The 24,846-nt window shown below is 56.5% G+C and carries 20 protein-coding genes; 11 read left to right on the plus strand and 9 right to left on the minus strand.

Features of this window, described 5'->3' with window-relative positions; translation table 11 throughout:
* Positions 1 to 217: 217 nt before the first annotated feature.
* The gene (locus tag AC2IAX_RS14830) at positions 218 to 1,186 is read left to right on the plus strand and encodes a DnaJ C-terminal domain-containing protein (protein ID WP_494388164.1); all 969 of its coding nucleotides are present in this window, start codon (positions 218 to 220) and stop codon (positions 1,184 to 1,186) included.
* Between the two features lie 135 nt (positions 1,187 to 1,321).
* Here the strand turns inward: AC2IAX_RS14830 and AC2IAX_RS14835 are convergent, their stop codons facing one another.
* Together AC2IAX_RS14835 and AC2IAX_RS14840 are read right to left on the minus strand one after the other, a co-directional pair.
* Positions 1,322 to 4,066 carry a DUF3769 domain-containing protein gene (locus tag AC2IAX_RS14835; RefSeq protein WP_494388165.1) on the minus strand — a complete coding sequence of 915 codons (2,745 nt, stop codon included), beginning with the start codon at positions 4,064 to 4,066 and terminating at the stop codon, positions 1,322 to 1,324.
* Between the two features lie 331 nt (positions 4,067 to 4,397).
* Entirely contained in the window at positions 4,398 to 4,514 is a 117-nt protein-coding gene (locus tag AC2IAX_RS14840; RefSeq protein WP_099531763.1) for a photosystem II reaction center protein I, read from the minus strand.
* A 448-nt stretch (positions 4,515 to 4,962) separates the two neighbouring features.
* Between AC2IAX_RS14840 and dprA the strand changes: the two genes are divergently transcribed.
* A complete protein-coding gene (gene dprA, locus AC2IAX_RS14845; RefSeq protein WP_494388166.1) occupies positions 4,963 to 6,198 on the plus strand; it encodes a DNA-processing protein DprA in 1,236 nt (411 codons plus the stop codon).
* 83 nt (positions 6,199 to 6,281) lie between these two features.
* On the opposite strand, the gene AC2IAX_RS14850 is transcribed toward dprA, so the two are convergent.
* The 3 genes from AC2IAX_RS14850 to AC2IAX_RS14860 form a co-directional block, all read right to left on the minus strand.
* Positions 6,282 to 6,809, minus strand: coding sequence for a hypothetical protein (locus AC2IAX_RS14850; protein ID WP_494388167.1), 528 nt, complete (start codon positions 6,807 to 6,809; stop codon positions 6,282 to 6,284).
* 103 nt (positions 6,810 to 6,912) lie between these two features.
* Positions 6,913 to 7,716 carry a glutathione S-transferase family protein gene (locus AC2IAX_RS14855; protein ID WP_494388168.1) on the minus strand — a complete coding sequence of 268 codons (804 nt, stop codon included), beginning with the start codon at positions 7,714 to 7,716 and terminating at the stop codon, positions 6,913 to 6,915.
* Between the two features lie 210 nt (positions 7,717 to 7,926).
* A complete protein-coding gene (locus AC2IAX_RS14860; protein WP_494388169.1) occupies positions 7,927 to 8,865 on the minus strand; it encodes an Rpn family recombination-promoting nuclease/putative transposase in 939 nt (312 codons plus the stop codon).
* 60 nt (positions 8,866 to 8,925) lie between these two features.
* Here AC2IAX_RS14860 and AC2IAX_RS14865 point away from each other — a divergent pair, with 60 nt between their 5' ends.
* Complete coding sequence (locus AC2IAX_RS14865; RefSeq protein ID WP_494388170.1) at positions 8,926 to 10,884, plus strand: hypothetical protein; 1,959 nt, start codon at positions 8,926 to 8,928, stop codon at positions 10,882 to 10,884.
* A gap of 111 nt (positions 10,885 to 10,995) precedes the next feature.
* Here AC2IAX_RS14865 and folE read toward each other — a convergent pair whose 3' ends face one another.
* Both folE and AC2IAX_RS14875 read right to left on the minus strand, forming a co-directional pair.
* Complete coding sequence (gene folE, locus AC2IAX_RS14870) at positions 10,996 to 11,712, minus strand: GTP cyclohydrolase I FolE (RefSeq protein ID WP_190532440.1); 717 nt, start codon at positions 11,710 to 11,712, stop codon at positions 10,996 to 10,998.
* Between the two features lie 271 nt (positions 11,713 to 11,983).
* Entirely contained in the window at positions 11,984 to 12,589 is a 606-nt protein-coding gene (locus tag AC2IAX_RS14875) for a TetR/AcrR family transcriptional regulator (RefSeq protein ID WP_494388171.1), read from the minus strand.
* 610 nt (positions 12,590 to 13,199) lie between these two features.
* Here AC2IAX_RS14875 and AC2IAX_RS14880 point away from each other — a divergent pair.
* The 4 genes from AC2IAX_RS14880 to AC2IAX_RS14895 all read left to right on the plus strand — a co-directional run bounded on the left by AC2IAX_RS14880 (position 13,200) and on the right by AC2IAX_RS14895 (position 18,659).
* On the plus strand, positions 13,200 to 14,510 hold the full coding sequence (locus AC2IAX_RS14880) for an HlyD family secretion protein (protein WP_494388172.1): 1,311 nt from the start codon (positions 13,200 to 13,202) through the stop codon (positions 14,508 to 14,510).
* Between the two features lie 101 nt (positions 14,511 to 14,611).
* Positions 14,612 to 15,934, plus strand: a complete 1,323-nt coding sequence (gene devC, locus AC2IAX_RS14885; RefSeq protein ID WP_494388173.1) for an ABC transporter permease DevC — start codon at positions 14,612 to 14,614, stop codon at positions 15,932 to 15,934.
* 69 nt (positions 15,935 to 16,003) lie between these two features.
* On the plus strand, positions 16,004 to 16,783 hold the full coding sequence (locus tag AC2IAX_RS14890) for a DevA family ABC transporter ATP-binding protein (RefSeq protein WP_494388174.1): 780 nt from the start codon (positions 16,004 to 16,006) through the stop codon (positions 16,781 to 16,783).
* Between the two features lie 721 nt (positions 16,784 to 17,504).
* A complete protein-coding gene (locus AC2IAX_RS14895; protein ID WP_158234318.1) occupies positions 17,505 to 18,659 on the plus strand; it encodes a response regulator in 1,155 nt (384 codons plus the stop codon).
* A gap of 83 nt (positions 18,660 to 18,742) precedes the next feature.
* Here AC2IAX_RS14895 and AC2IAX_RS14900 read toward each other — a convergent pair whose 3' ends face one another.
* Positions 18,743 to 19,270: a hypothetical protein gene (locus tag AC2IAX_RS14900; protein ID WP_494388175.1), complete on the minus strand. Its 528-nt coding sequence runs from the start codon at positions 19,268 to 19,270 to the stop codon at positions 18,743 to 18,745.
* 58 nt (positions 19,271 to 19,328) lie between these two features.
* Between AC2IAX_RS14900 and AC2IAX_RS14905 the strand changes: the two genes are divergently transcribed.
* Both AC2IAX_RS14905 and AC2IAX_RS14910 read left to right on the plus strand, forming a co-directional pair.
* Positions 19,329 to 19,553 (plus strand): hypothetical protein, encoded by a 225-nt coding sequence (locus AC2IAX_RS14905; protein WP_494388176.1) that lies wholly within the window; start codon positions 19,329 to 19,331, stop codon positions 19,551 to 19,553.
* A complete protein-coding gene (locus AC2IAX_RS14910) occupies positions 19,534 to 20,769 on the plus strand; it encodes an NAD(P)/FAD-dependent oxidoreductase (RefSeq protein ID WP_494388177.1) in 1,236 nt (411 codons plus the stop codon). Before AC2IAX_RS14905 ends, AC2IAX_RS14910 begins: the two co-directional genes overlap by 20 nt.
* Positions 20,770 to 20,838: 69 nt before the next feature.
* Here AC2IAX_RS14910 and AC2IAX_RS14915 read toward each other — a convergent pair whose 3' ends face one another.
* A complete protein-coding gene (locus AC2IAX_RS14915; protein WP_494388178.1) occupies positions 20,839 to 21,885 on the minus strand; it encodes a hypothetical protein in 1,047 nt (348 codons plus the stop codon).
* Positions 21,886 to 22,369: 484 nt separating this feature from the next.
* Here AC2IAX_RS14915 and AC2IAX_RS14920 point away from each other — a divergent pair, with 484 nt between their 5' ends.
* Both AC2IAX_RS14920 and AC2IAX_RS14925 read left to right on the plus strand, forming a co-directional pair.
* Positions 22,370 to 23,314, plus strand: a complete 945-nt coding sequence (locus tag AC2IAX_RS14920; protein ID WP_494388179.1) for an alpha/beta fold hydrolase — start codon at positions 22,370 to 22,372, stop codon at positions 23,312 to 23,314.
* Positions 23,315 to 24,044: 730 nt separating this feature from the next.
* The gene (locus AC2IAX_RS14925; protein ID WP_494388180.1) at positions 24,045 to 24,701 is read left to right on the plus strand and encodes a HEAT repeat domain-containing protein; all 657 of its coding nucleotides are present in this window, start codon (positions 24,045 to 24,047) and stop codon (positions 24,699 to 24,701) included.
* Positions 24,702 to 24,846 lie beyond the last annotated feature (145 nt).

Consider the following 24,846-nt stretch of genomic DNA (forward strand, 5'->3'; position numbering starts at 1 on the left):
GGCTCCCGATTAGGCTCCGGTCACCTGCTGCCGATCGCGCTTGGAAGGGTTGGGCGATCGCAACCTGCGGCCAAGTCATTAGATGGCCGAAGATGGCCGATCGCGCTGCCAATTGACCGGATCGGTTAGCCGATCGAACGCCTAAGGGCCCATCGCGGTAAGCTGGAAAGCCGAAGCGCCGATCGCGATCGCAGCCGTTTGAACTTGACCTCCCCGAATGCAAAACTTCCGCAACTACTACGCAATTCTCGGTGTTGCCAAAGAGGCCAGCGGCGACGAAATTAAACGGGCCTTCCGGCGACTGGCTCGGCAATATCACCCCGACCTGAACCCCGGAAACAAGGAAGCCGAAGAGCGATTCAAGGACATTGGCGAAGCCTACGAGGTGCTGTCGGACACAACCAAGCGGGCCCAGTACGACGAATACAGCAAATTTTGGAAACAGAAAGGATTCCAAAATGCCCGCCGGGCGGCGGCAGGACGCACCTGGGGCGATCGCTCCGAGCCCCGGGTGGCGGACAACCTGGACTACAGCGAGTTTATTGACTTCAATAGCTTTGTCGATCGGCTGTTGAATCGACGCGGCGAACCGACGGCCCCACCCCAACCGGGCAATCGAGATTACTACCGGCCTGGCACAACCCGCACGGCCTATACCGTGAAACCACCGGTTGCCCGGGACGCGGAAGCACGGTTAACCATTCCCCTAGAAAAGGCCTTTAGCGGTGGTCGGGAACGAATTCGGCTAGAAGACGGCCGATCGCTGGAGGTGAACATGCCGCCAGGGTTGGTGACGGGCCAGCGAATCCGCCTCAAAAATCAGGGGATTAATGGGGGTGATTTGTTCCTGAAAATCACCGTCGCCCCCCACGACTTTTTCCGGTTGGAGGGGGTCGATCTCTATTGCGAAGTGCCCGTCACTCCCAGCGAGGCGGTGTTGGGCAGCGCGATCGAGGTACCGACCTTGGATGGGATGGTGAAGATGAACCTGCCGCGCGGGGTGCGCCACGGCCAGCGGCTGCGTCTGTCGAATAAGGGCTATCCGATCAACCGCGATCGCCGGGGCGATCAGATTGTGGAAATTCAAATTGCTACGCCAACCCAGTTAAGTACCGATGAGTTGGCGTTGTATGAGCAATTACGGGCGATCGAGTCGTTCGACCCCAGGGCCAACCTGCCCATTTAAGAGCAAGGTTTGAGCGGCCTGTGGGATGGGCATTGCCCACCTGTTAATCGCTTCATGGCATCTGTTTCATGACGTGCCGATCGTTTTAGATCAAGGCTTGAGGTCAAGGTGATCAGGCCATATCGAGAGTTTGGCCTAGATATCACCAAATTCCTGGCCGCTGCCCGTCCAGTTGAAATCTGTGATGCGCAGTTGCAGGGAGCCGGATTGGCGCTCTGGATCAACGCGCAACAGCAGACCGTAGGTGCGGCGGCTATATTCCAAGGTGTAGTTACTGTCGATCCGTTCGCCCGTATCGACGTTGTAGACCTGTTGGAAGCCAACCCGGAAGGGGCCATAAATTTGCTGAGTGAGGCCAACGACCACCACCCGCGCATCACCGACGCGATCGAACAGGAAGGGCGAGGAACCATGTCGCCAGTTTTCGATGTAGCCCAAGGTGAAGGCTGTGTAGTCTAGCCAAGGACGGGAAAAATGGCCCAACTGTCCCTGGAGGACGATCGAGCCGGTGAGCACGTTTTGATAGTCGCCGCTGCTGTAGTTTTGCCAAACCATCTGCAAGCGGGGAACCAGCACAATGCTCGGCCGCAGGGCCACGGGACTGTAGCGCAGGCCGGCTTCGGGCGTGGCCGGCAAGGCTTCGCCACGCCACAGGACGATCGGGCGGGCCACTGCAATCGCCATTTGGGTGCGATCGAGGGTGATTCGATCGTCCGTGTTGCGGCTGGGTTCATCAATCAGATCACCAAAGTCCGATTGGGCATTGATGTTTTGGTAGCCCAATTGGTAGTTGGCAATGAAGCCGGTGTTGCCGATCCGGATTTGGGGCGAGGCAAAGACGGCCCCGATGCTGCGCTGCACGGTGCGGAACCCAAAGGAGCCGTTAAACAGCCGATCGCGATAGCTATATTCCAGGGTGAGGGAATGGGGGCCCCAACCGGTGGGGATGATTTGATTGAGCCGAACGCTGCCCCGGAAGTCATCTTCAAAGCGATCGGGATCGAGGGTCACGGCCCGCACCACACCCAGCAGAGAAGTGGTGGGGGACAATTGCGCCGTTAGTCGGGCTTGCAAACCCAACACATCTAGCCCGATCGGCCCGTTGGCTTCTTCGTCAAATAGGGCCCGCTGGATCAGGTATTGAGGCGTGACCCGCAGACGAACTCGGGGTGTGCGAATTACGTCGAACTGCCGTTGAATGTATAGCCCGCCTCGATCTTCACCGTCGTAGCGAATTTCAAAGGGCTGGGGCGGCTGTTCCCGGCGATCGATCACCGTTCGACGCACCAACAGGGGCAGGGTAAAGCGATTGTCAAACACCACCCGGGGCCGATCGGCGATTAGCTCATCCCGCAAGGGCGACAAGCGCCGCAGCCGGGCCCGATCGGCCCGAATTTCCGTTTCCGGGGGCGAGAAGGGATCGTTGGTAATCCGCACGTTTTGGGCGACCCAGCCATTGGGGTCAAAATCCACCCGATCGGCCTGGAAGCGGAAGTTTTGCACCTCGCCCACCTGGCCCGGCGGCGGATCCAATAGCCCAAAATTGCCCGTGCCCACTTGCAGCCCAAATTGCCCCGTTTGGCGCACCTCCCGCAGCGGCTCGTTGGCGGAAATGCGATCGCTCAAGGGCCGATCGAGGGCGGGATTATAGGGCCCAGCGGTGATCACCTCGGCCGGGGCAAAGTCTTCGCCAGTGGTGGGCTGGAAAATTTCGCCGTAGCTCTCAAACAGGGAACCATCCCCCTGCACCAGGTTGTATTCCATCCTTGCGCCTCGAATCACCTGCTGGCCGCGGGTGAGGGCTACGTTGCCTTCTGCGAGGGCAATCCGATTATCAAGGCTGACCTGGAGCCGATCGGCATTGATCACGGCTCCTTGGTAACGCATGGTGACGTTGCCGATCGCGATGAAAATTTGCCGAACCGAGTCGAATTCCTGTTGATCGGCCGTTACCTCAATCGCCCCGATCGCGCCGGGCGGCAAGTTAGGCAATTCCGGCCGCGGGGGCCGGCCGCCCCCGGGTCGATCGGTTCGGGTCGGTGAATTATTGGGGTCGCCCGCATTCACCGGTTGGGGCGGTCGATCGGGGTCGATCGGTCGCTCCGTCGGTTGCGGATCCGTGGGGGATGGCGGTTGATCGCTCGATCGCGGCGGGAATGGTGGATCGCCCGTTGTGGGGGTTGGAGGGGGTGCTTCTTGCCCCTCGGTTCCGTTGGGCGGTTCGGTCACCGGCCCTGGCCCTTCCCGAGGAAACAGGGGCGGCACATTCCGCAGGGGATCCTCATCAAAACTATCTGCCCGGAGCCGTTGCCCAGCGCCTTGAGCATTGGGTGGATTCGTTGAATCCTGGGCGGCGTAGACCGTGGATCCGGCTGCTGTGGATCCGGCTGCTGTGGATCCCCCGAGTTGGCCAGGGTTGGTGGCTGACGGTTGATCGGTGGACTGGGTTAATTGGGGGGGCGTTGTTTGATCGCGAGTGGGTCTTGCCCAGCGACGCAGTGGCGGCAATCCAGCCGGCGGGTTTTTCCCGTTGCTGGTGGCGGTTGGCCGCTCGTCGGTTTGCGGGCGGGGCGGGTTTTGTCGGCTGGGCGGATCAATTTGCCGATCGATGTGAATCAAGGCCCGATCCGGCCCCAATTGGTCGGCGGCCCGCCGGTCTTGGCGGTACTGTTGCCGAAAATCTCGCAAGGAGCCGGGCCGCAAGCTGCGAACCGGCCGAGGTGGCAGAGATCCCAACCGGCGCAATGGAACCAATGCAGGGGCAGTTGAATTTGGCTCAGGGGGGCGATCGCCCTCGGCGGCCGTCGGCTCAGTTTCCCGCGTTACAGCCACGTCCTGGACTAGCGGCGGCATCTCGGGCGGTAGCACCGGATAGGGCATAAATCAGTCGTCCAATGAGCAAAAAATCACGACAATCAACCACACCATCGAGCCGGATCTCGATCGCAAGTAAACCATCCAGCCGGCCACCACTCAGCCCTAAGCGATCCGCTGGGTGAGCGTGCTTGCGTGGTCATTGTACTGGGGATATGGCAGGAGATGCCGCCATTCGGATCCTTGCTGCCACACACAAAAACTCAGCGTAGCAAACTGGTCGCTATCGCTGAGTTTCATCATCAACACAAGGAACCGGATTGAGTTTGGAATTGCGATCGCGCTGATGGGCAACCCATCGATGGCCCGCGATGGCATTCCAAAATCCAGCCCAGGTTTATTCAAAATCGCGACGGTTGGGGTTCCGGGCCGGGTCGTTGGACAGAAAACCAAACACAAACAGGCCAATGAAGAACGAGACAACAACGTATACAGTGATTTTAAGCGCCAGCATTTGTATTGCTCCGAACGAGGAAAGAGGCTTGGGCAGTCAAGTTATGGGGCGAGCCTGGGCCAGGGCCAACGCGGCAGCAAAAGTTGCAACGGTGGCTTAGTTCTGGCGGGGCCCACAAGGGCACTGTCGAATCGCGATCGAACGACTGGCTAAGGCAGTCCCGATCGAACACGACGCGATAGCCCCCCTATGATACCAATCGGTTGATACCAAATCCGTTCACTGTTAATTAGCCCTATTAATTAGCGCTGTGGACGATTGTGGCCGATCATGTGGCTGATCGGTAGATGATTCGGTGGATCATGATTCGCACGATTGTGTTGATCTGGTGTGTTGATCTGGCCTGATCTCGTGATCGCGGAATGGATCGTGGAGGCAATCACAATCACCGATTGGAACGCGGACTGGCTATCCAGAATTTTCAGATGAGTTTCAGGGATTTTCGGTTTTGAATCTGTCCCGATCGCACCCCACTGCACCCCCCACGGAGCGAGCCGCCTGGTTGGCCTGGTCGCAGATTTCGGATGTGGGCCCCGTGCTCTTGCAGCGGCTCCAGCGGGCCTTTGGTTCCTTGGCCACCGCTTGGCAAGCGGATCCGGCGGACTTAGCCCCCATCGAAGGTATCGGCCCCCAGCGGCTGGCAAAAATCCTGGACGGGCGATCGGCGATCGATCCTGAGCGCCTCTTGGCCGATTGGACTCAAAAAAATCCCCAGTTTTGGACTCCCGCCGATCCAGACTATCCCCAACTTTTGCGAGAGTTGCCGGATTTCCCGCCCCTGTTGTATTACCGAGGCCAGCCCCACCCGGCGGAACTCCAGGGAACTCAACCCCTGGTAGCGATCGTGGGCACGCGCCAACCGTCGGACTATGGCCAGCGATGGACCAATCGGCTCACCACCTGTCTCACCCAAGCGGGGTTTGGCATTGTTTCTGGCTTGGCGGAGGGGGTGGACGCGGAAAGCCATCGTGCTTGTTTGGCGGCGGGTGGGCGCACCATTGCCGTCCTGGGAACCGGGGTCGATCGGGTCTATCCCACGGGTAACCGCGATCTCTATGGTCGAATTGTGGGCGCGTTTGACTATCCCGGCTCCGGGTTTGCCCTCAGTGAATATCCCAGCGGCACGGGGCCCGATCGCGCGCACTTTCCGCGTCGTAACCGAATTGTGGCGGGGCTGGCGCGGGCAACCATCGTGATTGAAGGCGGTGAGCGATCGGGAGCGTTGATCACCGCCAATCAAGCGGCCGACTATGGCCGGGATGTTTATGTGTTGCCCGGGTCATTGGACATGCCCCTTTCGGCCGGTTGCCTGAAGCTGATTAACAGCGGGGCGCAGGTCATTTTGAGTGAAAACCATCTGTTGGATTGCTTGGGGGCCCTGCCCCAGCTCGATCGGGTAGCGTCCACCACCGTCACCACAACTGACCGATCGCCCGTTCCGGGGCCCGCTGCCCCTGGGCCAATCCCAACGGCCAAGCCGGCCGTCGCCCCAACGCCACCACCACCAAACCTGGCTCCGGCTCCGACCGCAGTTTTGCGGGCGATCGATCCAACCCCCACGGCCTTTGATGCGATCGTGGCGGCCAGTGGCCTCAGTCCCGGGAATGTGATGGCAGCCCTCACGGAGTTGGAATTATTGGGACTGGTGGAAAACTTGCCGGGAATGCGCTACCGCCGAGCCTAAATCCGAGTGGAGGTTCAGTGGCTCAAGGGGCGGCTCAAGGGGCGATCCGTAACCATCGCAGGATGGGGAATCGAAACTGGAAATCAGTAGCCGATCGGTCTGGGTTCGGTGGGTTGTTGCCCTTCACCTGTGGCCGGGGGCAGCGCTGCGGGCATATTGGGCGATCGGCCGTTGGCTTCCGTCGCGTTGGCCGGCTTCAGAAAAATCAGTTGCTTCGGTGGGGGGGGTTGCAAGGTGGAGTCGGCCGCCGCTGCTTGGCGGGCCACCTTGTCTTTCAACACCTCCAGGGCCACGCGCAAGTCTCGTTCTTGGCGCTGAAGACTTTGGAGCTTGCGATAGTCCATTGTCCAAGCCTGTTGCAACTGCACCGTTTGGGCATAAACCAACACGGCCAGGGCGATTGAAACCATTGCCGCAATGGCCGACCAACGCTGAATTCGCTTCAGGCGCTGAATGGGCCGCGGTAGTGGCGGCTTGGGAGGTAGAGGAGAGACCTTGCGACTGCGGGCGGCCCGCCGCGATTGCCACAACGACAGCAGGGTCACCCGCGATCGAGAGGATCGAGGCGATCGAGCGGAGCGATCGGGGCGGGCCCGGCGAGCAGTCGGCATAGGGGTGGGGATGGGGTTGATCGGGTTCGATCGGGGGTTCGTTGTGGGTTCGATCGAGCGTGACTCAGCCTTCAACAGCTCGATCGAACCACGCTCTTAAACCCTAGTCGATCGAGATAGTCGTGGGCCCGGCATTGCTGCTGGGGTTGGCACTGGCCACACCGGTCAAGGGCGTGCGAAAGTCACGGTAGAACTGATCGCGCCAGTCAAAGAAGCGAGCATAGGCCGGATTGTCAGCAATGCCCGGAATGCCGCGCCCGCGCAGCCCGATCGGCACATCAAAGTAGGGCGTGCTGGGAATTTTCACCAACACACTCACCGCTGCCACCGCCACATCGGCCAGGGTGGGTTGACTGCCAGTTAGGTAGGGATTTGCTTCCAAAAGGCTGCATAGACTTTCGATCGCACGGCTAAGGTTGTCCTTAGCCTTTTTCAGCACCTCCGGCGTGAGACCCACACCAGCTCCCATCACTCCAAAAACCTCGCCGGGAATGAAGCCCACCAGGGTTTTCAACGGATCCGGCGTTTCATCCGGCAACAGGGCCGTGCGGTAGCCCGGATCTTGCCCCAGGGTGGCCAGAAAAACCTTGCGGGCATCGGCATAGAACGAATCATCGGCCCAAGCTTCCAGCACCGTCGCCAAGGCCCGCTCGGCAGGATTGGTGGGCAAAAGCGGGCGATCGGGATAGGCGCGATCGAGATAGTTCAAAATCGCGGTTGAGTCGGCAATTACCTCGTTGCCATCCTTCAGCAGGGGCACTTGGCGCTGGCCCGACAACCGAAAAACATCAATTTGCCCGACTCCGGGAGTCACTTCAACTTTGCGGTAGTCCAGGCTCTTGTAATCCAGCGCAAGGCGCACCTTCTCGCAGTAAGCCGACAACTCAAATTGGTACAGTTCCAGCATGGTAGTTTGCGGCGTGGGTTCAAAGAGCCGATCGAATCGTTGCTCCCGTTAGCTCTTGGGCGATCGGGGAGCGTTTGATCGCAGTATAAGGCAAGGGTTTCGCCCTTTGGGGATTTGTCCTTGGTTTGCAGTGGGCGAAATGACCCGTTGAGTTTGGTGTTTTGGTCTTAATGAACCCGGCGCAATTTGGGTGCAATTTTTGGTGCAACTTTAAGGATCATCGGTGGCTTGGGCCAGATCCTGCACTTGTTCGATCGACAACCCCGTCACCCGGCTGACCGTTTCCGGATCCAGTGTTTTCAGCAGCTCGCGGGCAATTTCCAGTTCTCGCTGCTTCGCCCCTAAGGTAATCCCCTCCGCACGCCCTGCTGCCAGCCCTTCAGCTAGCCCCTCAGCCAGCCCTTCGGCTAGTCCTTCCGCAAGACCCTCGTCCCGAGCGCTGAAAATTTGCCCTTGCATGACGCGCAGTCGATCGAGTTCCGCCTCAAAAAAGCGCAACTCCGCCGGAGACAGTTGACTTTCGTTGGCAATGTCCAGGGCTGACTGTAAATCATGATCGCTGGTCAATTCCGGAGGAGCTTGTTGCAACTCCCCGGCCCGTTGCAAGAAAAATAACCAGCGATCGACCAGTCCTTCTAAGTCCGCCAAATCCTTACCAAATTTCGGTAATTCTACAAAAATCCAGCGCAATTGCGAGGTGCAAAGGGCGTGGGTTTCTTCATTTAGAATGCTGAACCGGGAAATGGGCAAGGCCTGATCCACCTCTGGATCATCAAATAAGATAAAGTCCGTGATGGTGACGGCAATCACGGGCCTCAAATCCCAATAATACTTACCCCGTCCCAGTTGGCTGGCATAGGCTTTGGTGGTGTTATACAAAATTCGCTGGATAAAGGCTTCCACCTTGGCCACCTGCATTTCAATAATCACGGTGGAGCCATCATCAAGCTGAGCTTTCACATCCAAAATGCTCAACTTGAAATCGGGAATTTCCGGCTGCTGGTAGGGATCTAAAATTTCCAGATCTTGAATCCGCAGTTGCCCATCATAAATTAGGGCGTTGAGTAGGCTTTTCAAGATGGGTCTGCTGTTAGGAGAAGCGAAGATTCGCTGAAAGCCAAAATCCGTTTTTGGGTCAATGAAGCCCATGGTTCACAAGGTGTTTTGCGATCGCTCATTACCAGCCTAAACCAGATGTCTGGGATCTGAATGGCCGTTGGGGCAGTGGTGCTAGGGGGAAACGAAGGATCCCGAGGGGGCGATCGCCTGGCAAGATGGGCTAATCAACAGAGCCATCAGCACAAAACCCTTCGTTTCGTTGCACTGAAGTTGGCGCTAGGGTTGCTCTCGGTTGTTGTTGATGAACCCATGGTTGATGAACCCATGACTGATGGCGATCGACATTCGGTTCAACACCCTGGCCCCTTTTTCCAAACCCCCATGATGTCTGCGATCGCCCGGCTTCGACAGCTTTTGATTGACCCCGAGCCAGCCCGTTGGGTCGATCGGCTCTGGTGGATTGCCAGTATTCTGTTCGGCTTGGGCTATGGCTTGGCCATCTTGCCGGAAGCCTTTGCGGATCCCTATGTGGTGGCCGATGACGGTCGGCAACATTTGTTCTGGATGTTGCGGTTAAGTCATCCGGATGCGTTTCCGGGCGATTGGATTGCGGATTATTTTGAATCCGTTGCCCCCTGGGGATTTCGAGCCATCTACTGGTTCCCGGAAGTGATGGATTGGGGGGCAGTGACGGCGGCCAAGGGGTGGCCATTCATTCTCAGTGGTGCGATCGGGGGATTGGCTTGGGCCGTGACGCGAGCCATTTTGCCGGTTCCCTTTGCTGGTTTTGTGGCGGCGCTGCTGTTTCTCCAAAACCTTTGGCTGAAAGACGATTTGGCTTCGGGCACGGCGCGGGCTTTTTTGAATCCGCTGTTTTTGATGGTGTTGTGGGCTTGGGTGAAGCGATCGCCCTGGGGGCTGTGTTTGGCGATCGGGCTGTTGGGGGGTTTTTATCCCCACTATGTGTTGGTGACGGCGGCCATGTTGACCCTGCGTCTAGCGATCGGGGTTTGGCGGCGGGGGGCCCATTGGCGTATTTGGGCGATCGGGCTGGGGGTTTGTGTGGCGGTGTTGCTGCCCTTTGCGGCCAATGCGTCTGCCTTTGGCCCCACCATTACCGTTGACCAGGCGCGCCAGTTACCGGAATTTTTACCCAATGGGCGATCGCGCTTTTTCTATGAAGATTTTGGGCGTTTTTGGCTGTCGGCGGGTCGTAGCGGCATTCAACCGCCTCTGGAGCCGCCCTTACTGGTCTTAGGATTGGGCTTGCCCCTGATTTGGCGCTGGCGCGATCGGTTTCCCCTTTGGTCTCAAGTGCGATCGGGCATTGAAGTTCTGCCATTGTTGACCCTGGCCAGTTTCGGTTGCTTTGGGTTAGCCCATCTGTTGCTGTTTCGGTTGCACTTGCCCAGTCGCTACACCCAGCACGGTCTGCGGGCAGTCCTGGCGATCAGCACAGGAATTGTGGTGGTGTTACTGCTCGATCGGCTTTGGACTTGGGCCCAAGGCCAGCGGCGACTTTTGGCTTGGGGTCTCACGCTTGGGGCGATCGGGCTGTTAGTTGCCTATCCGTTGGCCGTGCGCGGGTTCCCGAAAGCGAATTACGTGATCGGTCAGGCACCGGATCTCTATGAAATCTTGGCCGACTATCCAAACAACACGCGCATTGCCACCCTTGCCGGCGAAGCCAGCAACATCCCCACCTTCGCCGGTAAATCCGTTTTGGTGGGAGCTGAATTTGCAATTCCCTACCACTGGGGCTATTACCGGGAGTTTCGATCGCGCGTGGAAACCTTGCTGCGGGCCCAATACAGCCCTGATCTCAGCCTGTTGCGAGCCGCGATCGCCCAATATCAACCCACTCACTGGTTACTGGATCCGGGCGCGTTCGATCGCGACTATTTGGAAAATAATGACTGGTTACGGCAATACCAACCCGCCTACGGAGAAGCCCGGCGTTGGCTAGCCAGTGGCCGGCGATCGGCGCTGTCTCAACGGGTCGATCGCTGCTTGGCAGCTCAATCCCAAGAGGGACTCTTGCTCTTAGATGCCAACTGCTTGACCCAAACGCTCCCCCCCACAGCCCCAGAAGTCGCCCCGCCAGAGTAATAGGCCTCTGACAGACAAGGGGCTTAAGCCCCTTGTCCATCACAATCTCGCAACAGCAGGATCAGGCGATTGAGGATCTGATCACAGCTCTTCAGTGCCCTGCCTTAAAACCTAGAACGACGGCTGATGCCGAATCAGGTTCAAAAACTCTTCGCGGGTTTTTTGATCTTCTTGGAACACACCCACCATGGCACTGGTCACCGTCCAGGAACCCGGCTTTTGTACCCCACGCATCGACATGCACATGTGGGTTCCCTCCATCACCACAGCCACCCCCCGAGGCTCCAGGACTTCTTGGATCGCTTCCGCCACTTGACGGGTTAGGCGTTCTTGCACCTGCAAACGACGGGCATACATTTCCACGATCCGAGCCAACTTGCTCAAGCCCACCACCTTTTGGTTGGGAATGTAAGCCACATGGGCCCGGCCCATGAAGGGCAGCATGTGGTGTTCGCAAAGGCTGAAGAAGTTGATGTCGCGAACGAGAACCATTTCATTGTGGCCCTCATCAAAAATGGCCCCATTGACCAATGTTTCCAACGACATGTCATAGCCGCTGGTGAGGAAACGCATAGCCTCCGCCACCCGGTGCGGGGTTTTCAGCAGCCCTTCGCGCTCGGGATCTTCACCAACCCCTAACAGAATCGTCCGTACCGCGTCCATCATGTCATCCTTGCTGACTGCTGGAGGCTGGTGCACTTGCGCAGGTTGTCCGTCATGGGTGTTGCGATCGGGACGGGTTAAAAGCCCTTTGCCCTCGTCTTCCGTGGCTGAACTACTGGGATTAACCATCCCATTTGAGATCGCATTAGAGGCGGCGATAGTCATGATTGAAATAATGAGGGAAATCCTTCCAAGAAGAACGTGCAGTGCTCCAAACACTGAGTCTCTGTTAAAAAATGGTAATACTTTTTGGCGGCTGGCGGCAAAACCTGGCCGATTGACGATCCCCGGCATTTGGATAGCTCAAGACGATCGATCTGCACGAGTGGGGCGATCGTCTTGATGGATCTCTGGATCAGTGGGGCCTGATGAAATCTATAAAAAAAATCTATCAATCCTGTCGATGGATCCAGAGCGGGGAATGGGGAGCCTTCGGCTAGGGATTGCGCAAAATCATGGCCAGCAATGTATCGATCACGCGCTGGGGATCCATGGGAATCAAGTGCTTACCGCCCAACATTTCTTGCGTAATGTTGAAGTGAGCTAGAGCACCAATGAAAATGCGGGCGGTGGCTTCTGGATCGTCAATATTTAGTTCCGGATGGGCTGCCAAGTAGCTGGTGAGGGCTTCGCACCCGCGCTGGCAAAAATTCCGAATGAACAGTTCGGATAACTCCGGAAACCGCTCCGACTCCGCCATGATCAGGCGAATGAAGGCCACATGTCCCTCGTCCTGGCCCACCTTGAAGATGAAGAGATTGGCCAAATGCCGCAAAAAGTGGTGTGGGTCAGCCCTCATCAGGGTTTCATCAAACATTTCCGGAAACTTGCTGCGGGCCAGCTCTTCCACCAGCGCCCCAAAAAGACTTTCCTTGCTTTGGAAGTGGCTGTAAACCGTTGCTTTGGAAACGCCTGCGGTGGCCGCCACGCGATCCATGCTCGTGCCTGCATAACCTTTGGCCAGGAAGGTTTTCATGGCTCCGTCCAGGATCTGGCGTTTTTTGCTGAGGGGGGCGATCGGGTGCGCAGCCGGAACGAACATGGTCATTACCTACAAAATAGCAACGGAGTTGAGCCAGGGGGGCTGGGCTGCCCTGATCTCTGCCCAGGATCTTTCTGCCCAGAATCGACAGGATTAGTGATTGATAGCGTGGATGCGGTGTAACGGTTGATTCACAGTTGATGCGCGCTGACCTCTGGTTGATTCCAAACCATGACATTTCTACAAGGTTTTAGGGCCTGCCGCCATTTCCTCGGATCAGACGGAAATGATTGACTTTCCATGTCCCAATCGTCGTAACAAGGGGCTTAAGCCCCTTGTCCCCCCCGATCTGCTAACAGTGGAATCAGGGTTGCAGGCAACTTGGCGATAAGCCCTAACCTTAACGTTCTCCTGGGCAGTCATTAAAGATTAATGGGCGATCGCCTTGGATTGCATCAGGTGACCTTGAGCAGCGAAAGACCGCTGTGGTTAAGGGTTTGGAGGGTTTGAGTCAGAAAATTTCACCTGGGGATGAATTTCTCATTAATTCCTATTGTACTAAACGGTTTAGTCTAGCTATACTCAAAATTGAACTAGACAGTTTAGTTTGATTACCTGCTATACCTCTCTCACTCCACAGCTCGCTGCACAAGATTCGGAGGGCGACATCGTGACCAGTCCGGTTCCTTGGAAATTGCTCAATCCCCGTCAATGGACTCAAGCGACGATTCCGATCGCTTTGGGAGCGGTGGTCTTGGTGGGTGGGGGCACGGTGCTGTTGCGCAGCCGAGCGGCGGAAACTCCGGCTCCAGTGGTTACGCCGCTGCCGTCGCCCACGGTGGTGACGGCTCTGGGGCAACTGGAGCCAGCGGGGGAGGTGATTACGCTGGCGGCTCCGCCCTCGAGCACTGATTCGCGAATTGCCCGTCTGTTGGTGGAGGAGGGCGATCGGGTGCGGGCGGGCCAGGTGGTGGCGATTTTGGATGAGGCGGAACGGTTGGCGGCGGCGGTGGAACGGGCTGATCGCCAGGTGGATTCGGCCCAAGCGGCGCTTGATCGGGTGCGAGCCGGGGCCAAACGAGGCGAACTGAATGCTCAGTCGGCAGAGATCAATCGGGTACGGGCCCAGCGGGATGGCGATTGGCGTTCCCAACGGGCCACGCTTGATCGACTGATGGCGGAACGGGATACCCAACTGGCCGCCCAACGGGCCACGATCGCCCGTTTGGAAGCGGAGCTAGCCAACGCCCAGGTGGAAGCCGATCGCTACGCCAGCCTCTATGGCACGGGGGCGATTTCCGCCTCGCAACGGGACAGCAAAACCACCACCCTGGATACGGCCCGTGCTCGGTTGGTAGAAGCGCGGGCTAATTTGGCCCAAATCGACGCTTCCTATCGAGAAAAAGTGGTGGAAGCCCAGGCCAGCCTCGATCGCATCCGAACCACGGGCGTGGCTCAGCTCACCGCCGCTCGGGCCACCCTCGATCAACTTGCAGAGGTGCGCCCCACGGATTTACGAGTGGCCGAAGCCGATCTGGCCGCCGCGATCGCTGCCGCCAAGCAGGCTCGGGCGGATCTCAACCGTGCCATTATTCGCGCCCCCCGAGATAGTCAGGTACTGAAAATTTACGCTCGGCCCGGCGAATTGGTGGGTAGCCAGGGGATTGCCGATTTGGGCCAAACCCAATTAATGGAAGTGGTGGCGGAAGTGTATGACACCGATGCACCCAAGGTTCGCATGGGGCAAACGGCCACCATCACGAGCGATGCATTCTCCGGTGAACTGCGGGGACGGGTGGTGCGATCGGGGTTGCAGGTGCGCAAACAAACCACCCGCGATGTCGATCCCTCCGCCAACTTGGATGAGCGAGTGGTGGAGGTGCGAATTCGGCTGGAGCCAACCGATGGCCAGCGGGTGGCCAATCTGACCAATTTGCAAGTAAAAGCCACCATCGACCTGAAATCTCTGCCCCAGCCCTAGCCCCAGTCTTGGCCCAAGCCTTCATCGATCGGGCTGTCTAGCACGCCCTGATTCTCAATTTCTGCTCACCGGTGGCAGCCGGATTTCCCCCATCACTGCCCGTGCTGCCTGAGAACCCTTCGGGATGGATGCCCATCATGCTCGATCGCCTCACTCGCCCTGCCACCTCAGCCCCCGAATCCCTAGCTCCCGGCCCGGCTGATTTGGAAGCCGCGCCGAAATCCCTCCCAACGCCCGAACCCCAAACGACACCCCCTTGGGTTGCGGCCCTGCAACGTCGCATTCCCCTGGGCTGGTTACAGCTTCGGCACGATCGGGGACGGCTGTTGACGGCCTTGGCGGGCATTGCCTTTGCGGACTTGGCTATTTTCATGCAACTGGGGTTCCAAAATGCCCTTTACGACAGCAACACCCGACTGAACCGAGCAATTACCGCCGACGTGGTGTTGATCAGCGCCCAGGCTCGAAATTTGATTGGCCTATCCAGCTTTGCCCGTCGTCGGCTGTTTCAAGCGGAAGCGATCCCCGGCGTGGCCAATGCGGATCCCCTCTATGCCACGATTAGCAACTGGAAAAATCCCGAAACCCGCAAGGAAAAACAAATCCTGATTTTGGGAACCAATCCCGATCGCCCGGCCTTTGACTTCCCTGAAATCCAACAGCATCAAAATGAGCTGAAGCTGCAAGATCGCTATCTTTTCGATCGAGCAGCCCGGGGGGAATATCAAAAAACCATTGCCCAGCTCGATCGGGGCAAACCCGTGCAAACCGACCTCGATCGCAAACGAATTGAGGTCATTGGTACTTACAAAGTGGGCGCGTCCTTCGCCGCTGATGGCAGCATTCTTACGAGCGATCGCAACTTTCTGCGGGCCTTTCCCCGGCGAGACCCTGGCAGCGTCAGCATCGGCCTGATTTACCTGAAACCGGGAGCCGATCCCGTCACCGTGCGCACCCAACTGCAAGCCGCCTTGCCGAGCGATGTGAACGTGCTGACCAAGGCGGAATTTGTGCAATTTGAAAAAGACTACTGGGCTAAAAACACCGCCATTGGGTTCATCTTCAGCTTTGGTGTGGCCCTGGGGTTTGGCATTGGCGTAATCATCGTCTACCAAGTGCTTTCCACCGATGTCAACGACCACATTCGGGAATATGCCACCCTCAAGGCCATGGGCTATCGCCACCGCTATTTCATTGGCGTGATTTTGGAAGAAGCGCTGATCTTGGCCATTGTTGGGTTTGTGCCCAGCTTGGCCGTGTCCGCTGGCTTATATGCCCTGACCCGTAATGCCACCAACTTGCCCATGTTTATGACCTTGGGGCGGGCGCTGTTGGTGTTGATGGTCACCTTCGTAATGTGCTGTTTTTCGGGGGCGATCGCTTCGCGGCGTTTGCAATCGGCGGATCCGGCAGACATGTTCTAAGTGCAGCAACTAGTGCGGCAACTAGTGCGGCAACCCGTGTGGCAATTTCAGATAGGCAGACCAACCACCATGACTCACCCCATCCTCAACCAAGCCGCCACGGGACAGCCAAACGGGGCGATCGACGCGATTAACACAGCGATCGATAGCACGCCTGAATCCGCCTGGGCCATTGAAATTGCCAATCTCAATCACTGGTTTGGTCACGGAGACCTGAAAAAACAAGTTCTCTTTGAGATTAATTTGCAAATTCGGCGCGGGGAAATTGTGTTGGTGACGGGCCCTTCCGGTTCCGGCAAAACCACGCTGCTAACGCTGATTGGCGGTTTGCGCTCCGTCCAGGAAGGACACCTGAGTGTGTTGGGGCGAGAACTCCACGGGGCCAGCCCCGAAGAATTGGTCTTGGCGCGACGATACAATGGCTATATCTTCCAAGCACACAACTTGCACCGCAGTCTAACCGCTGCCCAAAACGTGCAAATGAGTCTGTCCCTGCATGTGGGTTGGACTGTTCAGGAGATGCGATCGCGCGCGATCGAGATGCTAGAACTTGTGGGTTTGGGTCATCGCACGGATTACTATCCCGACGATTTATCCGGTGGGCAAAAGCAACGGGTGGCGATCGCCCGCGCCCTTGCCAGCCATCCCAAAATCGTGTTGGCCGACGAGCCAACCGCCGCCCTCGACAGTCAATCTGGCCGGGAAGTGGTTAACCTCATGCAAGGCCTCGCCAAGCAGCAGGGTTGCACAATTTTGATGGTGACCCATGACAATCGCATTCTTGATATTGCCGATCGCCTCGTTTCCGTTGAAGATGGACGGCTTGTTTCCACGCCCCGATCTGCCTAGCTCGATCCAAACTAGCCTGCCCTGACTTAGCTCGATCCGAACTAGCCCGATCTCCATGAGCCTGATTGGCACGAGCCTGATCGATTCGCCCAGCCGTTATATACCCTCGCCAGCCAGTCGCTCCGATTGCCAGTCGCTTCGATCAGTGGAATCGATGATCTCGATCGTTGCACCCAAGTTGGTTTGATGCAACTATCACCCAACCATCGTCTGAACCATCTTCTATGGTCAAAGTTGGCCAAACTTCGTGACCCATCTGCTGTGCTGCGAGTCAACCGGGTTTCAAACCCCTCCAAAGCTCGCCAACTCGGCATTACTGAGGCTGTTTCCGCCTAGGCGCAAAATTGGTGGCTTAAAGTCCGGCTTTTGCGGATTTTGAGCGAAAAAGCAATTATTCAGCCCGTGACCCCTCGGATCGGGTCGGCCAATTAAGCCTACGATCACGGATACCAATTCACCAGTAACCGATTCACCAGTAACCGACCACCGATCGCTAACAACTGGTCGCAGGCCCACCGAGCAAGCGCCAGTGATCGCTGACAATCGCTAACAACTGATCACAGACAACCGATCGCCCGCAGTGATCGATTTATGCTTGGGGTAAGTCAAAGACCGAGGGCGATCGTCACCCATCTGAATCAGCCACTGACAATTATTGAGGGTACGAGGATACGCAGAGTTGATGTTGAGGCAAACATCAGGGATTTCTAGACTGAGGGCGTTGCTGACAACGATCAATGCCAAGCAGCTCTCGGGTGTTCTGTCGCTTACCGACACCAAGCACACCTGGTTGCTCCCGTTTTACCGTGGCAAACTCGGTTATCCCACCTGCGAAATTCACCGCGTGCGTCGCTGGAGCCGCGCCATCAAACGTAGTTGCCCGCAATTTCGCCCCAGCCGAATTCGGATTGAATTTGCCAGCCCTTCAGAATTGCGTTTTTGGGAACAGCTCACCCTGGCCCGTGGCCTGAAAGCCGAAGAAATTAACCCAGAGCAGGCTCGCGATATTGTCTGCACGGCGGCCAAGGAAATGCTCTTTACGGCGGCCAGCATGATGGAGCCGCAATTTAATTGGCAGCCCTTTCCCTTGCTGGATCATGACACCGGATCCCAGGTGACTTTGGAGCAATGCGAAGTCCAGTCTTTGATGCAGGTGGCGGAGCAGCTTTGGCAGCGCTGGCAATTGCTGGGTCTGGATTTGGACTACAGCAATCGCGCACCAATGTTGAAAGATTCGTCGGCTTTGAATACCAAAATTCAAGAACAAACGGAAAGCACATCTTTTTATAGTTTGCAGCCGCTGTTTAATGGTCAGCGAACCTTTTGGGATATTGACGTTAAGCTGCAACAATCTTCGATGGTGGCCATTCGCATTTTGCGCTATTTCTTGCAACAAAATGCGGTGGAATTTCGGAGCTTGCCAGATTTACCCAATCCCCTTTCGGGCTTGCTGGAACCAACGGCGGGGGCGCTGGTGGCCTGCATTGATGACAGTATGGTAATTTGTCGGTCTTTAGAGAATATTGTGACCCATGCGGGTTATCGGTTTGTGTCAACTCAGGATCCGGTGCAGGCGATTCCGTTGTTGCGCAAACATCGACCGGATTTCATCTTTTTGGATTTGAATATGCCGGTGGTGAATGGGTATGAGATTTGTACTCAGATTCGCCGCTTGGAAGGATTTCGCGATACGCCGGTCACGATTTTGACGGGGCAAGATGGGTTAGTCGATCGCGTGCGGGCCAAGCTGGTTGGTTCTACGGACTTTTTGCCCAAGCCGCCTCGCAAGGAAAAGATTGTGGCGCTGTTGGAAAAATATTTGGGCGATCGCGGTGGAGCGGGAACTGCGAAGTCCCCGTCTCCATTGAGAAACTGAGCTACTCAGTGCTGAGAGGCAAATCGACGGCGATTGATCGCGATCGACTGTGACGATAGGCAATCAAAGCGAGACCGCCCAGGCTATTGGGTAGGAATTCCCAAGCATTCGCGAACGGTGGCCACGGGCATATCCAGCAGGTATTCAGCGGGCCAGTTGTCAGGATCGAAGGTGTCGGCGGCGGCTTGGCCGCGACGATAGGCGGCCTGGACTCGATCGCGCCATGGGCCGGTGAGTTGTCCCGATCGCCCCAATCGCCGTAACAGGCCGGCCACAATCGGCAAATGGAGATGGCGAAATTTGCAGCCCAACAGAAAAACTTGCACTTCCAACTCTCCCCAATCATCGGTGCCATAACCGGTCAGCACATGGATCGCATCATGCAATTGCTTGCGACGGGGGCCGCTGGTGAGCAAGGGATAGCCATTGCGGGTGACTAACTCAATCCATTCCCGGCCGAGGCTCTGGGGCGGGCAGGCTTGCAACTGTTCGCGGGTGACCACAGGTGGCTGGCTCAACCCGAGACGATCGGACAGGCGATCGACCCACTGAAACAGGGTTTCCGCCGAAAACAGTTGACCCGAAAACTGGAGAGAAGGGAGTTTCTGCATGGTGTTGAAGCGCTAAAGGGTGTTGAGGGGCTGAACTCCTTTAAGATGGCAACTCCGTTTGACAATGCTGTGGCGATCGGCTGGCGTTGGCTTGGCGAATGGGTTAATCAACAGCTACGAATGCACGGCGAATGATCTGCGAACCGCCCAAAAAGACCACAGCTTTTCTACACTGAAGGGGTTGGGGGCTGTGGATGGCCCGGCTCGATCGGCCCAAGGGCGCGATCGATTGTTTGCTTTCAAGTTCTATTTCTCGCCAGCCTATGACCGCTCACAGCACTAGCCCACGGATTGTGATTTTGGGAGGGGGCTTTGGGGGTTTGTATGCGGCCCTCCGCCTTGATCGCTTGGATTGGGGAGATCATCGCCCGGAAATTCTGTTGGTTGATCGGGGCGATCGATTCGTGTTTTTGCCCTTGCTGTATGAGTTGATGACCGGTGAGCTGCAATCCTGGGAGGTGGCCCCGCCCTTTGCGGAGTTGCTGGCCGGAACCCAAGTGCGGTTTGTGCAAGGAACCGTGGAGGCGATCGACCTCCAGCAACGGCAGGTGAGTCTCAGCCCCGTCACCGGCCAACCGCAAACCTTGACCTACGATCGGTTGGTGTTGGCCCTGGGCTGCGAAACGCCGATGGACTGGATTCCCGGCGCGGCGGAACATGCCCTACCCTTCCGGTCGATCGCCGATGCCTATCGGTTGGAAGATCGGCTGCGGGCCCTGGAAGCGACCGATCGCGACAAAATCCGAGTGGCGGTCGTGGGTGGCGGCTACAGCGGTGTGGAACTGGCTTGCAAGCTTGCCGATCGACTTCAGGATCGCGGGCGGTTGCGGCTAATTGAACAAAGTGATCAAATTCTGCGCAATTCGCCCAACTTTAATCGCCAAGCGGCTGACAAGGCCTTAGAACAGCGTGGTATTTGGATTGATTGGGAAACCAGCGTGCGCGACATTGGCCCCGATCGCATCATGCTCGACTATCGCGGCCGCCTAGAAGATATTCCCGTGGAACTGACCATTTGGACGGTGGGGAACCGAGTGCCTGAGCTGGTTCGAGGTTTGCCCCTGCCCAAAAATGGTCGCGATCAACTGTTGGTGGAACCCACCCTCCAGGCGATCGACCATCCCGAGGTTTTTGCCCTCGGGGACATTGCCGAAATGCGCGATGCCAATGACCCCCAAGGCAGTCCCGTGCCCAGCACCGGCCAAGCGGCCTTGCAAGCGGGAGACTATGTGGGCTGGAATCTTTGGGCTTCTCTGTGCGATCGGCCCCTGCTGCCGTTCCGATATCAGCATTTGGGCGAAATGTTAGCCCTCGGCAACACCAGCGCCACCCTCACTGGCCTGGGGGTGCAATTGGATGGGCCCCTAGCCTATGCCCTGCGGCGACTGGTGTATCTGTACCGAATGCCCACCCTGGAACATCAAATTAAGGTGGGCTTGAATTGGATGGCCAAGCCCCTGCTCGATCGCCTGGCCGATCTCAATCTCGATCGGCGTTGAGGAACCACCGACCAAAAGAAACGAGGAAATTGCAAGGAGAGCGGTGGCCCAAGCCAGCCACTCTCCAAACTAGCTACCCAAGAAAGTTGTGCTGACCAACACATCACTAGCATCCAGATTAGCCCCCTCCACGATCGCCATCAGGTCAGCCCCACCCGTCAGAAACGGAGACCGGGCATAAACATAAACACCATCCGGGGCGCTGACAAATTCAGTGCCTGACGCATTAAAGCCAGGATCTCCCTGCTTAGTTCCCAAAATCAAGCGATCCTTGCCCGGTTCAAAATTCTGAATGCGCACAAAATCTGAATTTCCAGCAGCGGTGTAAAAGGGGCTGTAGTTGATGCCCAGTCGGGTGGTGAGTTGGCGGCCCACTTCAAAGGAATCCACACCGGGCCCGCCCGTCAATGTATCCAGTTCATTGGCTCCCAAGGAGAGATATTCTCGGCATTGTCCGCCGGTTAACGTGCCGCCCACAAAACATCGTCCCGCATCCATTTCCACCCCTGTGAGCGTATCGAGGGCCCCATTCCCAACCACCAAATCATTGCCTTTGATTCCCGAAAATGTGGCCACTCGCCCTTCAATGCGGCCCGATTGATTGAAGTGATCCCAACCCGATAAAAATGCTGCACCGTTGTCCCTGGCCGCTTTCACGTCGGGATAGGCTTGGAAATAGTCGAAGTCAAAGAAGGTTGAGGGGGCACGCTGTTCGCTACGCCCAAATCGCACGTAATGCTCTAATCCAGAAGTAAAGGTTTTTTGGGCGATCGCATTGTTCACATCCGAGAACCGTTTGCGATACCACTGCTCATCAAACGCGCGGGGAAACAGGCTGCGGCCTTCCGATTCTCCTGACTGAAAATAGTGCTGCAAACCGGAGGCTAAACCGCCCGATCGAATGGCAGCATCCACGTCGGGATAGGCTTGGCGATAGGCTAGCTCCCGATCGGGTTGGCTATAGAACCGGCTAATGGCTGTGCGTCCTTCCCGCATCCCTGAATTTAGGAAATGTTGCAAACCGCTGGCCTGTTGGCGATTGCGAACGGCCGCTGCCACATCGGGATAGGCTGCTAAATAAAAGGATTCATCAAACAGGCTATTCAAAGCTGTCATAGGGTTGAGTCCTGACTAGGGTTCAAGGGCAAGCAAAATTCGCTCCGAGCCAATTGGGGGAGCAGTCTCAAGTCTCAGAAAACGAACCAATGGACTGCGCTGGTGAATGACGCAATCTCTTGAATATGCAAAATAAAGTCCACGAGTTTTTATTTACAAACAAGATCGAGAGATGCTGTATGTAAATAAAAACCGGTTGTGAACAATGGCTAGAAATTCGTGGTTCGATCTTTCATTTAGAAAGATTTTGCCCCAAAAAGTTTCTCTATTCAGATGTCCAAAGGAACTCTTTTCTAGCATCTGCCATAGAGTCAATCCTTGTTTTGACCGAATCTCTTAATTTATTTTGATTCGGTAAACATTGTGATTGAATTCATCACTCCCTGACTGGAATGGGGGTTGTAGAAGTTCCATGATCGCGACAAGATTTGAGCTTGGCGCTAGAATGTTTACATAAATTTATAATTCCCCCTCCATTCGCCCCATGACCGCTGTGAATCTCCCGATCGCCGCCAATCTCGATCGCCGTGCTCAATTGGCGGCGGCCGATGCGCCCCCCAGTCAGTTTTGGCAGTGGCGCGATCAAGCGATTCACTACGTGCGATCGGGAACGGCCCATCCCCAGCAACCGCCCATTCTGTTGGTGCATGGGTTTGGAGCTTCGACGGATCATTGGCGCAAAAACCTCGCGGATCTTCAGCAAGACTTTGAAGTCTGGGCGATCGACCTGTTGGGCTTTGGGCGATCGGCCAAGCCCGATTGGGTCTACAGCGGTCAACTGTGGCAAGAACAGCTCCAGGAATTTATTCAGCAGGTGATTGGTAAACCGGTGGTGATCGCCGGGAATTCCTTGGGGGGCTATGCGTCCCTTTGTGTGGCTGCCAATCATCCCGAATCGGTTTGTGGGGTTGCCCTGCTCAACAGTGCGGGCCCTTTCACGGAAACCACAACCCAAACCCAGCCCAATGGGTTCCAAAAACTGGTTCGATCGCTGGTTCGGAATGTGCTGTTGCAGCCGTTGCCCAGCTATTTACTGTTTCAAAATGCCAGACGCAAATCCACCATTCGCAAAACACTGCAAAAGGTGTATTTAGATCAAACCGCCGTGACCGATCGCCTGGTGGAAGAAATTTATCGCCCTTCTTGCGATCCGGGAGCCGTGAAAGTGTTCGCTTCGGTGTTTAAATCCCCTCGGGGCGAAAACGTCGATCAACTCCTGGGCAAGTTGCAATCTCCCTTGCTGTTGCTGTGGGGCGAAGGAGATCCTTGGATGCAAACCAGGGCGCGATCGGCTCAGTTTCATCAACACTTCGATCGAATCACGGAGCACTTTTTAAATGCGGGCCACTGTCCCCATGATGAAGTGCCGGATCTAGTGGATGATTATTTGCGCAATTGGATTCAATCCCAAATTCAAAAACGAGAATAGCACCCAGGCGATAGACTGCTTCTGTTCTCCTCTCATACGTTGATCCTTAGCGGATTCGGTCTCAACACTGCCATGATTCACACAGGATTCATGAAGGTTGAAAATTGCTTTCTAGCAACTTAAACCGAAATTCCCTGGATAATTAAGTTGGGGAGAAATGAGCGTCTCAGCAGGGTGCTATTGCTCGATTTTGAACAAAAAACAGCGTTTTGCAATCAAACTATTTGCAATTGACTCTTCAACAGGAGTCTTTAGGAGGCTGTTTCGGAGCTGAAGCTCTCTTGCTTCATGTTGTTAATCTACCATCGAATTTTTGAGGATAGTCTCTGTTGCAATCAATGTTTACTCATTCGTTGAGTAATGACCGTTGAATATAACAGCCTTGTATTAGAAATGCGGCGAGCTGCTATTTCAGGTAACGGCTCTTGAATTTATGTTTTAAATTTATGCAACCACTTGCCCGGGGATCTGTCAGTATGTTTGAGAAATGGCGATCCCAACAGCGATCCCAACGCTGAAAGTCCTGCACAATTCTTGGGTGGGGATCGCAGGGCCGTGAAGCGCCTCCGGTTTTTCCGTATAGTTGCTGGAAGCGCCACCCCACCTTTGGGCCCAAGGGCGATCGCCTGTTTCGCCCATTGCCTGGCCAGAATTGGGGTCGGGTTGATGGCTTGTTAATGGTTGATTGAATTCATCTCCGTTTGACTACGCTTTATTTAATGACGCTGTTATGACTGCCACCCCTGACCAAATTCGTGAGCTGCTGCATTCTGAGAATTTGAGCGATCGCCTGCGGGCGGTGAATGACATTCGTGCCCTACCGCCGGATCAAGGATTTGCGCTGATTCAACTGGCGATCGGGGATGCCAACACCCGAGTTCGCTATGCGGCGGTGAGCCAGTTTGACAGTTTGGGCGGGCAAGATCCCGATCGATCGCTGGAACTGTTGCGGGGGTTGCTGTCGGATCCGGAACCGGACGTGCAGGCGGCGGCGGCCGACTGCCTCGGTGGCTTGAAGCTGACGGCGGCCTACGAAGACTTGGTGGCCTTATATCAATCCAGCGGGGAATGGTTGGTGCGCTTCAGCATCCTTTCGGCCCTGGGGGAATTGGGCGACCTCCGGGCGGTGGATGTGCTGTTGTCGGCCTTGGCTTCCGATAATGAGTTGGAGCGACTGGGGGCGATTGGGGCCCTGGGCGAGTTGGCGGACGATCGCGCTTTGCCCCATCTGTTACCGTTTATGGACAGCAGCGATTGGCAGGTGCGCCACCGGTTGGCCCTCACCTTGGGGCAATTCAACGCACCCGAGGCCCGGGCCGCGCTGGAGATCCTCAGCCAAGATTCGATCGCCCAAGTATCCGAGGCAGCGGCAGCTCAACTGGGTTGATGGACGGCTAATTCAGGGGGGCTGGGCCGCTAATTGGCGGCTAGTTGGCGGTTGATTCTAGGTCAGTTCGTTAACATCGATACGGTACAATCGCCCCGTAGCATCGCCGGTCGATGAGGCCCTGGGCCTCGTTGGTTTCCGACAG

The sequence above is a fragment of the Limnothrix sp. HT2024 genome, from assembly GCF_059138625.1.

What these genes read in the sequence shown, in the direction of transcription:
- AC2IAX_RS14860 (WP_494388169.1), bottom strand. Translation starts at nt 8,865, where the DNA reads ATGGGCTTCATTGACCCAAAAACGGATTTTGGCTTTCAGCGAATCTTC.
- AC2IAX_RS14865 (WP_494388170.1), top strand. Translation starts at nt 8,926, where the DNA reads ATGGCCGTTGGGGCAGTGGTGCTAGGGGGAAACGAAGGATCCCGAGGG.
- folE (WP_190532440.1), bottom strand. Translation starts at nt 11,712, where the DNA reads ATGACTATCGCCGCCTCTAATGCGATCTCAAATGGGATGGTTAATCCC.
- AC2IAX_RS14835 (WP_494388165.1), bottom strand. Translation starts at nt 4,066, where the DNA reads ATGCCCTATCCGGTGCTACCGCCCGAGATGCCGCCGCTAGTCCAGGAC.
- AC2IAX_RS14925 (WP_494388180.1), top strand. Translation starts at nt 24,045, where the DNA reads ATGACTGCCACCCCTGACCAAATTCGTGAGCTGCTGCATTCTGAGAAT.
- AC2IAX_RS14890 (WP_494388174.1), top strand. Translation starts at nt 16,004, where the DNA reads ATGACTCACCCCATCCTCAACCAAGCCGCCACGGGACAGCCAAACGGG.
- AC2IAX_RS14855 (WP_494388168.1), bottom strand. Translation starts at nt 7,716, where the DNA reads ATGCTGGAACTGTACCAATTTGAGTTGTCGGCTTACTGCGAGAAGGTG.
- AC2IAX_RS14875 (WP_494388171.1), bottom strand. Translation starts at nt 12,589, where the DNA reads ATGTTCGTTCCGGCTGCGCACCCGATCGCCCCCCTCAGCAAAAAACGC.
- AC2IAX_RS14915 (WP_494388178.1), bottom strand. Translation starts at nt 21,885, where the DNA reads ATGACAGCTTTGAATAGCCTGTTTGATGAATCCTTTTATTTAGCAGCC.
- AC2IAX_RS14840 (WP_099531763.1), bottom strand. Translation starts at nt 4,514, where the DNA reads ATGCTGGCGCTTAAAATCACTGTATACGTTGTTGTCTCGTTCTTCATT.
- AC2IAX_RS14830 (WP_494388164.1), top strand. Translation starts at nt 218, where the DNA reads ATGCAAAACTTCCGCAACTACTACGCAATTCTCGGTGTTGCCAAAGAG.
- AC2IAX_RS14850 (WP_494388167.1), bottom strand. Translation starts at nt 6,809, where the DNA reads ATGCCGACTGCTCGCCGGGCCCGCCCCGATCGCTCCGCTCGATCGCCT.
- AC2IAX_RS14900 (WP_494388175.1), bottom strand. Translation starts at nt 19,270, where the DNA reads ATGCAGAAACTCCCTTCTCTCCAGTTTTCGGGTCAACTGTTTTCGGCG.
- AC2IAX_RS14910 (WP_494388177.1), top strand. Translation starts at nt 19,534, where the DNA reads ATGACCGCTCACAGCACTAGCCCACGGATTGTGATTTTGGGAGGGGGC.
- AC2IAX_RS14920 (WP_494388179.1), top strand. Translation starts at nt 22,370, where the DNA reads ATGACCGCTGTGAATCTCCCGATCGCCGCCAATCTCGATCGCCGTGCT.